Below are 14,186 nucleotides of genomic sequence, written 5' to 3'. Positions count from 1 at the left end.
GCCAGCCGGTTATAACGAATCGACGTCAATCGTGACAAGACTGATTCTCAGCCCCCTGCCGCATTTTTAGCCGCCTAAATCAATATTTAGTCCTTATGATCCCGAACTCAGTCTCTCCCTCACCCAAACGACGTAGAACGAGTTTTCTAACTCGTTCAGCCTCATGTTTGAAAACTCCTGTGACGGCTCAAAAAGCGGTCCGCGTCGCCTTGGAGCCATTCTTCGAAGAGATCTCAATCCAGTCGATCTCCACCGCCTTCTCCTGCATCGGCAAATACAGGCGCACGATGCCCAGCGGGCCTTCGGCGGGCAGTTCGACGGTGATTTCTTCCCAATCGCCGCCTTTGAGCGTGAAATCGACGCGCTGCTCTTTGCTGCCAACACCGCCTGGCAGCCAGTCGAAGTGGCTGAAGCCGCCTTTGGCCTTGATACGGAATTTCGCGGTTGTGGGGCCGCTGTGTTTGCCGGCGGAGAAGCCGAGGAAGCATTCGGAGCCGATGTTCGTGATGCGCAGGATGCCGTCTTTAACCGCGGCTTGGCAATCGCGAGCCTTCCAGCCTTGCAGCGCGGGATCGCCATCGTCCTTGCCTTTGGCGGCGGACTTCGCGGGCGTTTTGGCTTTGCCCTTCGGCTGCGATTTGCCTTCGAGCTCGGGATGATACTGAGCAGGATCGAATTTTGGGTTCGGCACGGGCACGACGGCTTTCGTGTCGGCGAGGAAGGATTCAATCAAGGCATCGAGTTCAGCCACGAGCTCGTGCTTCTGCGCCGCGAGGTTGTTTTTCTCGCCGAGATCGTCGCGAAGGTTGAAGAGCAGATGACGATGCGCGCCGTTTTCGCCGCCGTGGAAGATGCGGATGAGCTTCCAGTCATCGCGATGCACCGAAACGGCTGGTGGCAGCCAATCCGGCACGCCGGGATTGTGCGGGAAGTATTGGAAGACCGCTTTGCCAGCTAGCGAATCGCCTTTCAGCGCCGGAAGAATGCTGTGACCATCGAATCGCTGCGTTGGAGTCGAGGCTTTAGCCGATCTTTCAGAGTCGCCTAAAGGCTGGACTCCAACACCGGCTATCAACGTCGGATAAAAATCTTCGCTCTGGATGATGGCATCACTCCGACTCCCCGGCGCTGTCATTCCCGGCCAAACAACCACGCAGGGCACGCGCGTGCCGCCTTCAAACATCGTCGCCTTGCCACCGCGCAGCGGGCGGTTGCTGGTGGGCGTGGTGCCATCGACTTCGTTATACATGTTGCCGCCGTTGTCGGCGGTGAAGAGGATGATCGTGTCGTCGGCGATGCCGAGACGGTCGAGACCATCGAGCAGCGTGCCGATGGCGTCGTCCATGCTTTGGATCATCGCGGCGTAGGTGGGGCTGCGTTGCGCGTCCTTCGGGTCGATGCGGGCGCGATGCTTCTCGATGTTCGCCTTCTTCGCGTCAAAGGGCGCGTGCACGCTGAACATCCAGTAGTTCAGGTAAAACGGCTTCTCCTTCTGCTGCTCCATCCACGCCACGGCTTCCACCGCCATGCGGTCCTCGATGTGCTCGCCGGGTGACTTCTCTTTGAAGTTCGCAAACTTCCACGGCGCGACAAAACTGCCCGCAGGCCCCGGCCCCGGATGATGCGGCAGATCAAAATCAAAGCCCTGCTGCAGCGGCGAATACGGCTCCGGCCCGAGATGCCACTTGCCGAAATGCGCCGTGGCATAGCCCGCGTCCTTCAGCGTCTCCGCCAGCGTGCGATACTCCGTCTTCAACCGCGTCGGCGGGCTTGGCTGGATGGCTTTTTGGTTCGGCGGGGCCGTTTTCGGCATCGTGGTCTCCAGCGTGACCTGTGGCAGATGGCAATTCGGCGTCGTGATGCCCGTGCGCGCCGGACTCTGCCCCGTCAGCAACGCCGACCGAGTCGGCGAGCACAGCGGACTCGCCGAATACGCCCGCGTGAAGGTCATCCCGCGCTTCGCCAGCCGTTCGACGTTCGGCGTCTGGTAAAACGTCGTCGTGCCGTAAAGCGTCGTGTCACTCCAGCCGAGATCGTCCGCGAGGATGACGAGGATGTTCGGCTGCGCCGAAAAGGACGAATGAGGAATGGCGAATGACGAAACGAGCAGGAAGGCGAGTCGGCGTAGCATGGCGGTGGGTGAACGAAGCGGAGGACGGGAGCTTCCGGCAAAGTGTGTGTCGGATTTGGAGAAGGAACTGGCAATCAGCCACGAACGAAAGCATTCTTGCCGGACGGGCGAACTGCCGTTACCTATGCCGCATGACTTGGAAGGAAAACATCACCCACTGGCGGAGCCTCACGCCGGAGGAGAAACTGCGCCGCAAGTGGGAGTCGATCCCGCAGGATGTGGCGCGGAGCATGGCCTTCGAGGGCGAACCAGTGCCGGTGGAGAGGATTCGCGCGACACTCGCCCGGATCGAGCCACCCGCCTTGTTGAAACTTCCTGAGCTTTGATCTTCAAAGGACAACTGAATAGGTAGGATCAATAAAATTTTGCCACTGGTTCCCATTTTTTGAGAGGCATTCAGAGCATATGCCCACTCCAAAAAGAGTCGTTTTTGAACAAAAACGGCAGGATGAACTTTCGTTAGCAAACTTCGTTGTCACCAAGTATCCAAAACAGCAAATGAGTGATCGAACCCGCTAATGCTTTGAGGTGACATTAAACAGATCCCAGAGCATGGATAAACGAACTGACTCTGTGTCTCCAAAACCCCTGAACCGATTACATTGGGAATATAAGATACAATGACCTCGGTTTCTTTTTCCTTCCCGCCTCGCACATCTTTGATCGTCCGTTTATCACCGTAAGTAAGAGCGTAATCGACAATCTGGACCAAATTTTCGACGCCGTAATAGTCGAAGGATGTGTTGATCTGCTTTTTGTAGAGCTGGACATTTCTTCCATAAATTATGTCTCGATGCTGTGGGTCTTTCTTGATCTGAAAAGTTGACTGACCGAGCCCAGCTAGGCCCGAAAGTGAAAATCCACATGAACAACCATCAAGGGGAAATGGGCCCGGTTGACTCTTCGAACAGATAGGACAGCTAACAGTGGGGAACATAACTTGTTCGAAAATAAAGAGCTGAAATGTGGGGTAGTGTGCTTTGCAGCTTACCATCAATCGACACACAATCAGGTATCACTTCCCCGCCTTCAACTCAATCTCCCGGATCTCGGCCGCGCCGGGGAGATGGACGCGCACATGGATGACGCGGGCGGTGGTGGGGAGGTTGAGGGTGTGGGTTTGCCAGTCGGTGGTGGATTGGAGTTGGAAGGTGAGGCGGTTGGCGGGGAGGAAGTCTTTATCGCCGTCGTTGCGCCAGGCGATGGCGGCAGGGCCGGAGGCGGTGATTTTGAGGGTGAGATGGATGGCGGCGGGCGGGCTGAGGTTGATCTGGCTGCGGGTGATGAAGCAGCCTTTGGCTTGTTTGTCGGGTGTGAGCACGAGGACGTCGTCTTTCGCGGTCAAGCTGCCGCCGCGGGCGAGCCAGCCGCGTGTGGCGGCGGTGTCGGACTCGGTTTTGGCGGCGGGTTTCGGCGCGGGTTTGCCTTCGAGGTAGAAGTCGAAGTAGTCATTCCATGTCGCGGCCATGGGGCCGAGCGCGAGGCCGGGCGGCGTGAGCTCGGCGCACCACGAGGTGAGCTTCGCGCGGAGTCGCGTGGCGATCTCGGGATGCTGCGACGCGAGGTTGTGCTTCTCTTCGAGATCGGTGGCGAGGTCGTAGAGGTATTCGCGGTCGCCACCGCGCAGGAGTTTCCAGTTTCCATCGCGGATGGCGCTCTGGGCCATCCAGCGCCAGGCGAGGAATTCATGCGGCGCGTCTTTTTTCTCGCCGGTGAGGTAGGGGAGGAGATTGACTCCGTCGAGGTCAGTTGGAGTCGAGGCTTTAGCCGATCTTTCAGAGTCGCCTAAAGGCTGGACTCCAACGGCCGTGGCGGCCACGTCGAGGGAACTCACGGGATGCTCGTAAACCTGCCCGCCGGGGATGGTGCCGGGCCACGCGATGAGAAAGGGCACATGCATGCCGCCCTCGGCGAGCATGCCTTTTTCGCCATTCAGCGGTGTGTTGAGGCTGCCGTCCCAGCCACCGGCATCGCCATCGAGCGGCGAGTCGGTTTTGTGGATCTTCAGCGGCGCACCGTTGTCGCCGATGAGGAAGATGAGCGTCTTTTCGGTGAGGCCGTGTTTTTTCAAGGTGCTGGTGACGAGGCCCACGCCGTCGTCAACGGCACTGAGCATGCCGAGCGCGGCGCGTCGGCGCTCGGGCATCTCGCCGGGGAAGCGGTCTTTGTAGTGCTGCGGTGCGTCGAGCGGTGTGTGCGGTGCACGGTAGGCGATGTAGAGGAAGAACGGCTCTTCGTGATAGCGCTCGATGATCGACGCGGCGGCCTGCGAGCAGCCGTCGATGTGGTAAGCCTCGGGCGCGAGATCGGTCATCGGGCGGTCTTTGCCATCGGCGGTGATGTTCGCGGAGAACCTTTGCCCGCCGTGCTGCGCATACACATGCCGGAAGCCATGCCGCGTGATCTCCGGCAGCGGCCCGAGGTGCCATTTGCCGAACTGCGCCGTCACATAGCCCGCGTTTTGCAGCCGCGTGGCGATGGTGGTCTGCTTGTTGAAGCCGTCGAGCGACGAGCCGTTGTTATCGAGGTCGAAACGCCCCTGAAAGCGCCCCGTCATGAGCCCGCCACGCGACGGCACACACTGCGGCGCGGTGCTGTAACCATGCTTCGCGATCACGCCGCTGCGTGCGAGCGCATCCAGGTGCGGCGTCTTCAGATCCTTCTCGATGCCGCGGATGCCGAGATCCGCGAAGCCGTGGTCGTCGGTGTAGAAGACAATGATGTTCGGCTTCGCCGCGAAAGCGGAGAGCAGAGGGCAGAGAGCGAAGAGGAAAACCAGAAGGCGCATGGTTTTCGTGAAACGCGTTCCCAAGCCGGAGATTCCAGCAAAGAGTGTGTCGGATCTGGAAACAGCCGCGCTTGCGGCTTCTGCACGGATCAGCGGATCTGTGCTGCGACGATGACCGCCTCGGCTTCCAACGGGATCTGCACCTCCGTGGCGCCGACCTTCGTGAATTGAGTCGTCTGCACGACTTGCACCGTCCTGGATGACAGAGGTCCCTGCGCACCGGAAAACTGGGTGTTCATCACAAGTTGATCCGGAAGGCCGCCCGAAAGCGTTATGGCGGCATTGCTGGTGTTGACGGACAGTCCGTCGAGCCTCGCCCCAGCCTGCTGCAGGAGCAGAGTGGCCAGTTTCCGCGCCGCATTCAGGCCCACTTGTCCTTCAAACAGGCCCGCTGTTTTGTTCCGGCCGGACCGCCACGCGGACTGCACCTCCGCCAGGTCGATGTGCGGCAGCTTCATATCCGCCAAGCCGCGGATCATGGAATGATCGAGGTCAGAACGCGTGAATTTTTTCACCAGCCGCCACTCGCCATCGGATCTGGCCACCACCACGCCAGAACGGGCCGCCAGCTCCACGCTGTGCTTTTCCGCCGTGATCTTGACGTAAAGACCTTGCGACGAGTTGTAGCTGCCATCGATGACCACCGGCGTGGCGACGCCCGGCGTGATGCGCAACTCCGTGTGCCAGGTGTAGCTGCCCGCTTCACGGAGCTTTTGAATTCCCGTGAGAAGCTCGGCGTCCTTCCCGGCCCCTCGGGCAGGCAGACAGGGAAGGCTGGCGGCGAGGAACAGGAGTGCAGGAAGGAGGCGCTTGGAAGGAGTCATTTGGATAAAAGCTGACCTTTCAAAGTCTATCCCGCCACGCGGCAGCGGCTCAAGGCCAAACTTCACGTGCGTTGCATGAAAAAGCCGCGTTATCTCCAAACAACCAGCGTCATTTCCACAGCAGCCCAGCCCCGCAAGGCGCCAAAACGTTCCCGGAACCCGTCCCCCAGCCCCTTTCAGCCGCTCAGACAGGCCTGAAGGCAGACTCATTCTGGAGGACGGCAAACTCGTTTTGCAGAACGACAAAATCATTCTGGAGGACGGCAAACTCGTTTTGCGGAACGGCAAAATCATTCTGGAGGACGGCAAACTCGTTTTGCAGAACGACAAAACCATTCTGGAGGACGACAAACTCGTTTTGCGGAACGGCAAAATCATTCTGGAGGACGGCAAACTCGTTTTGCAGAACGGCAAAACCATTCTGGAGGACGGCAAACTCGTTTTGCGGAACGGCAAAACCATTCTGGAGGACGGCAAACTCGTTTTGCGGAACGGCAAAACCCTTCTGGAGGATGGTGGACTCGTTTCGAAGAACGGCGGAACCACCCCGGAGGAGGGACAGCCCCCCTTGACGTAACCCGGTCGTTTTGAGCGGGGGGCGAGATCTGTAAGCTCATCTCGACGGAGCGAGATGGCGACTTTGCTCGCGCGTTTTCGTCAGTCGCCGCGTTCTCAATCTGCGTCTAGAAACGGGCCTGCTTCTTCGTACAACTCGCAATCATGAACACCCCCAGCCTTCTCCACCGCCGCGCCTTCCTCGGCAAAACTTCGCAAGGTCTTGGGGCCGTGGCGCTGGCTTCGTTGCTGAAACCGGCCGCGGCAGCTCCGATGCCGGGCGTTTTGACGAAACTGCCGCTGCCGCAGAAGGCGAAGCGGGTGATCTGGCTCACGATGGCGGGCGGACCGTCGCATCTGGAGACGTTCGACCCGAAGCCGAAGCTGGCGGAGATGGATGGCAAGCCGATGCCGGAATCGTTCACGAAAGGACAGCAGCTCGCGCAGCTTCAAGGCAAGCCGCTGAACTGCTTCGGGCCGCAGCACAAGTTTGCGAAGTTTGGGAAGAACCAGATCGAGATTTGTGAGCTGTTTCCGCAGATTGGCAGCGTGATCGACGACATCTGCCTGATCCGCAGCATGACCACGGACGCGATCAATCACGATCCGGCGCACATGTTCATGAACTCCGGTTCCCAGATCGCGGGACGGCCGAGCATGGGCGCGTGGGTGACGTATGGACTTGGCACGGAGGCGTCCGATTTGCCTGGATTCGTTGTTTTGACCTCACTCGGTCGAGGCGGGCAGAACCAGCCCATCGCGGCGAGGCAGTGGAGCAGCGGCTTTTTGCCGTCGAAGTATCAGGGCGTGCAGCTTCGCGCCCAGGGTGATCCTGTTTTGTATCTGACGAACCCGAACGGCGTCACGCGTGATCGCCAGGGGGCCGATGTGGCGGCGATCAATTCGCTGAACACGCAGCGGGATGCGCTGGTGGACGATCCGGAGATCGCCACACGCATTGCACAGTATGAAATGGCGTTTCAAATGCAGGCGAGCGTGCCGGACCTCATGGATGTGAGCAAGGAAGGCGCGAAAACGCTGGAGCTTTACGGCTGCCAGCCGGGCGATGGCTCGTTCGCGTCGAATTGTTTGCTCGCGCGTCGTCTCGCGGAGCGTGGCACGCGGTTCATCCAGCTTTATCACAAGGACTGGGACCATCACGGCGGCGTGAAGGACGGCGTGAAGCTGAAGGCGGAGGAAATCGACCGCGCGTGCATGGCGCTGATCACCGATCTCAAACAGCGCGGCATGCTGGAGGAGACGCTCATCGTGTGGGCGGGCGAGTTTGGCCGCACGCCGATGTCACAGGGCGGCAGCGGTCGCGATCATCACAACAAGGCGATGAGCGTGTGGATGGCCGGCGCTGGCATCCAGGGTGGCATCGTGCATGGTTCCACCGATGACCTCGGCTACGCAGCGATCGAAAAGATCACCACCGTGCATGATCTGCATGCGACGATGCTTCATCAGCTCGGCATCGATCACAACGCGTTCAGCTTCAAGTTCCAGGGCCTCGACGCACGTCTGAGCGGCGTGGAAGGCGCGAAGGTGATCAAGGACATCCTGGCTTAAATGCCGAAATCCGAATGAGGAATGACGAACGAAGTCCGGATGACCCGATGATCGCGGTCATCGTCCCCTGTCCTTGATTCCTCATTCGCCATTCTGGTTTCGTCATTCATTCCCCCATGAGCTTTCGCACCTTTGAAGTCTCCGACGCCACACTGCTGGGTGGCGGCATTCATCATGTCACGGTGAAGTCTGCGGCGCTGCGACGGCGGGCGGACGTCAGTTTTTACGTGCCGGAGGGGGCGAAGGCTGAATCCCTGCCGCTGGTGATCCTGTTGCACGGCATCTACGGCAGTCATTGGGCCTGGCTCTACAAAGGCGGGGCTCATCAGGTGCTGGACCGGCTCATCGCGGAGGAGAATCTGCCGCCGATGATGCTGGCGATGCCGAGCGACGGCCTTTGGGGCGATGGTTCCGGCTACGCGCAGCATCGGAGCGCCGATTACGCGGCCTGGATCGTGGAGGAAGTGCCTGAAGCAGCGGCGGAGGTCGATTCACGCTGCCGCACGTCACCACGATTCATCAGCGGGCTGTCGATGGGTGGTTACGGGGCCTTGCGGCTCGGCTTGCTGAATCCGAAGCGCTTCACGGCCATCAGCGCGCACAGCAGCATCACGCACGTGGCGCAGATGCAGGGTTATGTGGAGGAATCGCTCGTCGAATTTGATCTCACGGACACAAACCCGCTCGCCGTGATTGATTGCGCAAAGCTCAACGCCCGCCTGCCGCATCTGCGCTTCGATTGCGGCAGCGATGATGAGCTGGTGGAGCCCAACCGCACGCTGCACCGCGAACTGACCGAGGCGGGCATCCCGCACGTGTATGAGGAGTTTTCCGGAGGCCACACCTGGGACTACTGGCACGAGCACCTGGCGGACTCGCTGCGCTTTTTCAAAGCGAGCCTGGTGGTGTGACGCTCCCGCCTCACAGCCGGTCTTGTGCCGTTACTTCCGAATCGCCCGCGCCTTGTCGGTGTAGAAGGTCATGGAGAGGCTGAGGTTCTCCTTGTCGCCGATGGGCGTTCCAACCAGCGGCACGGGCGTTTTGAAGGGAAAGTCAGGATGCGGCACGAAATCTTTGTCGAAGGCGAGCATCGGCCCGCGCATGACGAGATCACGCCACTCGGCATACGGGCCGGTGTAAATGTCGGTGATGCGCTCCACCTTCGCGGAGACCGGCGTCATGACGAATCCGGCCAGCTTTGCGCCCCGCTCTGCCGCCTTCGTTTTCATGGTTTCGTAATCGAGACGCTGCATGGGCAGGTTCACGCAGGGCACATCGGCATACCAGGCCACAAAGGCGGGCGAGTCGGACATGACGAACTCATCCTTCTCCATCAGCAGGCGCAGGATGTAGGCACGCTCCGGCAGGAACGGCGGCCAGTGGGGCGGGATCTTGCCACCCATGGTGAGTCCGAACTTCATCAGCACCGGCAGATTCACCACCATGGGCAGTGCGCCGATGCCGATGGCGACCAACGGGGCACCCCAGCGGGAAAGGAAGCTGAATCCGTCCACGGTCTGGAAGCGGGACCACAGGATCACGAGCATGGCGGCGCCAAAGGTGCCCATCGCGGGCATCAGCACGATGTAGAGCGTATTTTCATCGTTCTCCTTCGCCGGGAGGCCGATCAGGCCCATGCCGAGCGCCACGAAGACGAACACCACCGCCAGCAGCCACCGGGCGGCGCCGGCCTCCGGTTTGCGGAAGCGATGAACGAGCGCCACGAAGAACAAGGACGCCAGCACGGCATGCCCCAGGTGGGCATGGATGCCGCCGAGTTGCTCCAGCCAGCCAAGCCCCACACGACGCAGCAGGTCATCCACCTGCAAAAGCGGCACGGAAGGCGTGAAATCACGGATGAGCGAATCGTGGCCGATGGAGGACGACTGCGCCTGCATCAGCGCTTTCATGCCGCCGAGCGGGTCGCCGCAGAGCTGCATGTTCCACCAGCCCCAGGCGGCCAGAACCAGTGCAGGGAACAGGACCACGCCGATCACGCCCACCTTTCCACGGGGCAGGAACAAGGCCACGCCGACGATCACCCCCAGCACGATCCACAACGCCATCCAATGCGTGACAACCATCAGCGCGCACACGACGCCCAGCAACGTCAGCGGCAGAAACGCGCCACGCCCCTCCACCGCACGACAGGCCGCGGAGGCATACAGGCGGAACGCCAGGGCAAAGAGCGGCAGCAGCATCGCACGTGGCGCGCCGCTGACCATCATCTGCCACGCAGGCTCGCACAGAAGCAGCACCACCGCGGCGATGGCGGCCACGTGTTCATCGAACAACTTCCGGGCGGCGCCATGCGTGAGAAAAATCGTCAGCAGATACCACGCGACGCCGAAACACGCGATCACGCGGTCCAGCATGTAAACAGCGCCGCCCAGCACCGGATCGTAAACCAGCCATGGCTGCATGAAACGGAACGCCACGGACCACAGCAGCGGCTGCAGCGGCGGTTGAACCGTCTCCGGCATGGCCATGGGCGTCTTTTCTTTCTGCGCGGTCTCCATCTGCGCCCAGGCGTAGGGCTGCGTGACCAGGGTCTGGTAAGTGCCCGTGCGCACGATCTGCCGCGCCAGTTGCGCCTGGTTCATCCCCTCCGCGCTGCTCAGGCCGCGGAATGTCACAAACACGTGCAGCAGCGCCATGACCAGGGCGGCGGCATAAAAGACCATTCGTGGCAGGGCTCCGGGGCCGGAGGAGTTCGATGACATGCGCGCTACATTCCACAGCCAGCCCCCGCGTGCCAAGGTCGAAACTCACTGATGAGGCTCCAAAACCACGCGGCTGCATGCCGCCCGCTCATCCGCATTCGCGCAGCGCCAGTCCCACCGCAGGGCCTGCTTGACGAATGAGCCGAGCTCGCCCTCCAGAATGCGGAACTGGCCCAGCAACTCGCCGCCATCGTGCACCACCAGAGATCTCGCCGCCACCTTCCCGGACAGGGTGCCGCCCGCTTCCAGCGTCACGGGGCCTTCACACACAAAGTTCCCCGCCGCGTGACCGGAGATGGTGACCGCGCGTGCCTTCACCTCCTGGAGAAACGTCACCTCGCATCCGGCGGTCACCTCCAGCCGGTCACACACCACGAAATCCGCGATCAAGCCGTCCACATCAATGGTCCGCGAAGGCAGCGCCAGGGGCTCATGCTCCACGCGCACCAGCTTCTTCTGACAGGCAGGGCACGTGGGAGTCGAAAAATCACCCGCCGTGGTCACCACGAACAAGAAGTCACTCCGCTCCCGTGGCAGCGCCCGCAGCGCCGCGTCCAGCGCCACCGCGTCCACCGACTCGATGCGCAGTTCCTGCGCCATGCGCAAGGCCGCAGGGCTGAAGCCGGCAGGGGCGATCAGGATGCCCCGCGCATCGCGAGCCGTGCGCACCTCCTGCGCGAATTGCTGCACCGTTTCCGGCGTGGCGCCCCATTCGTTCCATGGCGCGATCTTCACCATCGCCCGCCGGGGTTTCGCCGACTTCGGCTGCTCCAGCATGCCAAAATGCACGGCCGCGTCCGGCATCACGCGTGTTCCGGCCAGTTCGCAGCCCGCCTCCGCCGCGATCGCCCGCGCCAGATCGGACAGCCGCGCCCAGTCGAGGCTGGCGATCAATTCTGGCGACCATCCGGCCAGCCGGTCCACACCGCCCCCGGGCCGGAGGGAGAATCCGGCTTCTTCGAGGGTGACAAACGGGTCGAGCATGGATCAGGCGATGCGATTCGCGGTACCAAAGCCGCACTCATCCAATAATCCACCACTCCATTCATCCAGGATCCAGCATCTGCCCGGCATCCGGTGATCCGGCTTGCCGCATCTCCAAAACCCTGTTTCTTCCGCGCCTCATGTCGAAAGCGGTGAAAACCCAGGAAACCCAATTTTTTCAGGCCGGCAGCGCCAAAAAGCCCTTCGTGTTCGCCTCGGGCGATGAACTGCCCGGCATCACGGTCGCCTACGAGACTTACGGGAAGCTGAACACGGCCAAATCGAACGCCATCCTGCTCTTTCACGCGCTTTCCGGCAGCCAGCATGCCGCCGGGCTGAATCAAGCCGTGCCCCACACCGACGAGCGCTGGACGGAGGACATTCATCAGGGCTGGTGGGACCTCTTCATCGGCCCGGACAAGGCGCTGGACACGAACCGCTACTTCATCATCTGCGCGAACTACCTCGGCGGCTGCTACGGCTCCACCGGCCCGGCTTCGATCAATCCTGAGACCGGCAATCCCTACGGCAGCAGCTTCCCCTCCGTGCGCACCAGCGATGTCGTCGCATCGCAGCTCGCGTTGCTGGATCATCTCGGCATCAAGAAGCTCCACGCCGTGATCGGCGCCTCCGTCGGCGGCTTGCTGGCGATCAATCTGGCCACGCTGCACCCGGAGCGCGTGAAACTCGTCGTTCCCATCGCCAGCGGCTGCCGCACCACCGTTTTGACCCGGCTCACCCTGTTCGAGCAGGTGCTCGCCATCGAAAACGACCCGCATTTCAAAGGTGGCGACTACTACGACGGCGATGCGCCGGAGTACGGCCTCGCTCTCGCCCGCATGATCAGCCACAAGACCTTCGTCCATCTCGACGCCATCGAGCGCCGTGCGCGGCAGGACGTGAAGAACGGCGGCAGCTCCCTCGCCTGGTATCGCGTGCAGCACAATGTGGAGAGCTACATGCTCCATCAGGGCAAGAAGTTCGTGAAACGCTTCGATGCGAACACCTACCTGCGCATCGCCGACATGTGGCTGCGCTACGATCCGCTGCGCGATGCCGGCGTGAAGACCTACGAGCAACTCTTCGCCCGCAGCGCCGCCGCCGGGCAGCACTACCTCGTCTTCAGCATCGACAGCGACTTCTGCTTCTACCCCGAGGAGCAGGCGGAGCTCGTCTCCCACCTCGAAAAAGCCGAGGTTTCGAACATGCACATCACCGTGCACTCCGACAAAGGCCACGACTCCTTCCTCCTCGAACCCCAGCTCTACACCCCGCATCTTTCCTTCCTGCTCGAAGGCCGCTGGAACAAAGGCTCGGTGGATCAACGCGTGCAGGAGGTGGAGTGAACTGTTCGCAGTTCGTCGTTTCCGGTAGGATCACGAAGAGAGATCCGGAATCGAGCACTGAAACCGGTTTGGTGACGTCGGCGGCTACTTAGGTGGAGTACTATTCGGGAATGGAGACCTAGCTCCAGTGCTGGACTCAATCCAGTAATCCTCCTTCTACTCCATCTCTACAGCATATCGCCAATCAACACCAATCCGATCGCAGACTGACCTCAAACAATCGATATTCCAATCTCGCATTTTCTTTTCATCGGCCAATGCTTCCTTAAGTTCATAGCCAACGTCGGATTCAAACTCATCAATTTTCATTCCTGCATTTCTTATCCTGTCCATATAGGTTATATTAACCGTTCATTTCAAACGAATAACTTAATGGCTAAAAAATCTACTAAAGTATTTGTACTTGATACCAACGTGATCCTGCATGATTCTTCATGCATATTCCAGTTTAAGGAAAATGATATTGTTATACCACTTACAGTGATTGAAGAGCTTGATCATTTCAAAAGAGGAAGTCAGGTAATAAATCTCAATGCCCGTGATTTTGCAAGGACACTCGATTCTATGACAGGTTCAGCATTATTCAACGGCGGTGTATCGCTCGGCAAAGGGCTTGGAAAAGTAAGGATAGCTATCTCTCGCGGTATGAGTAAAGAGATCAGGGAGATTTTTACAGATGATACTCCGGATCACAGAATATTAAGTTGTGCAATAGATGTTCAGAAAGCTGATGAGAAACGCTCAGTGATCCTTGTCACAAAAGATGTGAATCTCCGGATGAAGGCAAAAGCTATGGGTTTACCGGCAGAGGATTATACTACTGACAGGATAAACAATGTAGAAGAGTTATATAGTGGAAAAGAGATCATTGAGAATTTTGATGATGAGATATTGCAGAAATTATATCTGCCGCCGTTTGAAGTTCCGCTAAATGAAGTTAAAAAAGAACTCAAGGGAGAGATTCTTCCAAACAAGTTTTATATTTTAAGAAATAATAACAGATCCGTTCTTGCGCATTTTGATCCGTTTAAGGAAATTTTAAGAAGAGTCGATAAAATAGATGTTTACGGGATAAAGTCGCGTAATGCCGAACAGACATTTGCCCTTGATGCACTTACTAACAATGACATTCCGCTTATCTCAATGACAGGGAAAGCCGGGACAGGAAAAACATTACTTGCAATTGCATCTGCGCTTCAGTCAAAAAAGCATTACAGACCTGTCTCTTATACACATCTGACGCTGCCGACGACGGAGAGAGTG

General features: G+C 59.4%; 11 protein-coding genes. 6 read left to right on the top strand and 5 right to left on the bottom strand.

Going from position 1 to position 14,186, the window contains the following annotated elements:
* Positions 1-187 precede the first annotated feature (187 nt).
* Entirely contained in the window at positions 188-2,131 is a 1,944-nt protein-coding gene (locus IAE77_RS22155) for a sulfatase (protein WP_294231467.1), read from the bottom strand.
* 131 nt (positions 2,132-2,262) lie between these two features.
* On the opposite strand from IAE77_RS22155, the gene IAE77_RS22150 reads away from it, so the two are divergent.
* Positions 2,263-2,457, top strand: a complete 195-nt coding sequence (locus tag IAE77_RS22150) for a hypothetical protein (protein ID WP_294231466.1) — start codon at positions 2,263-2,265, stop codon at positions 2,455-2,457.
* A 689-nt stretch (positions 2,458-3,146) separates the two neighbouring features.
* Here IAE77_RS22150 and IAE77_RS22145 read toward each other — a convergent pair.
* Positions 3,147-4,919: a sulfatase-like hydrolase/transferase gene (locus IAE77_RS22145; RefSeq protein WP_294231464.1), complete on the bottom strand. Its 1,773-nt coding sequence runs from the start codon at positions 4,917-4,919 to the stop codon at positions 3,147-3,149.
* Positions 4,920-5,008: 89 nt separating this feature from the next.
* The gene (locus IAE77_RS22140) at positions 5,009-5,743 is read right to left on the bottom strand and encodes a hypothetical protein (RefSeq protein ID WP_294231462.1); all 735 of its coding nucleotides are present in this window, start codon (positions 5,741-5,743) and stop codon (positions 5,009-5,011) included.
* A 232-nt stretch (positions 5,744-5,975) separates the two neighbouring features.
* On the opposite strand from IAE77_RS22140, the gene IAE77_RS22135 reads away from it, so the two are divergent.
* From IAE77_RS22135 to IAE77_RS22125, 3 genes are all read left to right on the top strand, one after another.
* Positions 5,976-6,320, top strand: a complete 345-nt coding sequence (locus IAE77_RS22135) for a hypothetical protein (RefSeq protein WP_294231460.1) — start codon at positions 5,976-5,978, stop codon at positions 6,318-6,320.
* A gap of 143 nt (positions 6,321-6,463) precedes the next feature.
* Entirely contained in the window at positions 6,464-7,870 is a 1,407-nt protein-coding gene (locus IAE77_RS22130; RefSeq protein ID WP_294231458.1) for a DUF1501 domain-containing protein, read from the top strand.
* A 116-nt stretch (positions 7,871-7,986) separates the two neighbouring features.
* Entirely contained in the window at positions 7,987-8,781 is a 795-nt protein-coding gene (locus IAE77_RS22125) for an alpha/beta hydrolase-fold protein (protein ID WP_294231456.1), read from the top strand.
* A gap of 30 nt (positions 8,782-8,811) precedes the next feature.
* On the opposite strand, the gene IAE77_RS22120 is transcribed toward IAE77_RS22125, so the two are convergent.
* Entirely contained in the window at positions 8,812-10,593 is a 1,782-nt protein-coding gene (locus tag IAE77_RS22120) for a hypothetical protein (RefSeq protein WP_294231454.1), read from the bottom strand.
* A gap of 45 nt (positions 10,594-10,638) precedes the next feature.
* Entirely contained in the window at positions 10,639-11,577 is a 939-nt protein-coding gene (locus IAE77_RS22115) for a polymer-forming cytoskeletal protein (RefSeq protein WP_294231452.1), read from the bottom strand.
* 140 nt (positions 11,578-11,717) lie between these two features.
* Here IAE77_RS22115 and IAE77_RS22110 point away from each other — a divergent pair, with 140 nt between their 5' ends.
* Both IAE77_RS22110 and IAE77_RS22105 read left to right on the top strand, forming a co-directional pair.
* Positions 11,718-12,923, top strand: coding sequence for a homoserine O-acetyltransferase (locus IAE77_RS22110; protein WP_294231451.1), 1,206 nt, complete (start codon positions 11,718-11,720; stop codon positions 12,921-12,923).
* A 372-nt stretch (positions 12,924-13,295) separates the two neighbouring features.
* Positions 13,296-14,186, top strand: an 891-nt coding sequence (locus IAE77_RS22105; RefSeq protein ID WP_294231448.1) for a PIN domain-containing protein, incomplete at its 3' end; no start/stop codon positions are given.

The sequence above is a fragment of the Prosthecobacter sp. genome (assembly GCF_014879935.1).
Lineage (GTDB): Bacteria > Verrucomicrobiota > Verrucomicrobiia > Verrucomicrobiales > Verrucomicrobiaceae > Prosthecobacter.
The sequence above is the reverse complement of the archived record's forward strand: the minus strand, read 5'-3'. Positions and strand labels throughout refer to the sequence as shown.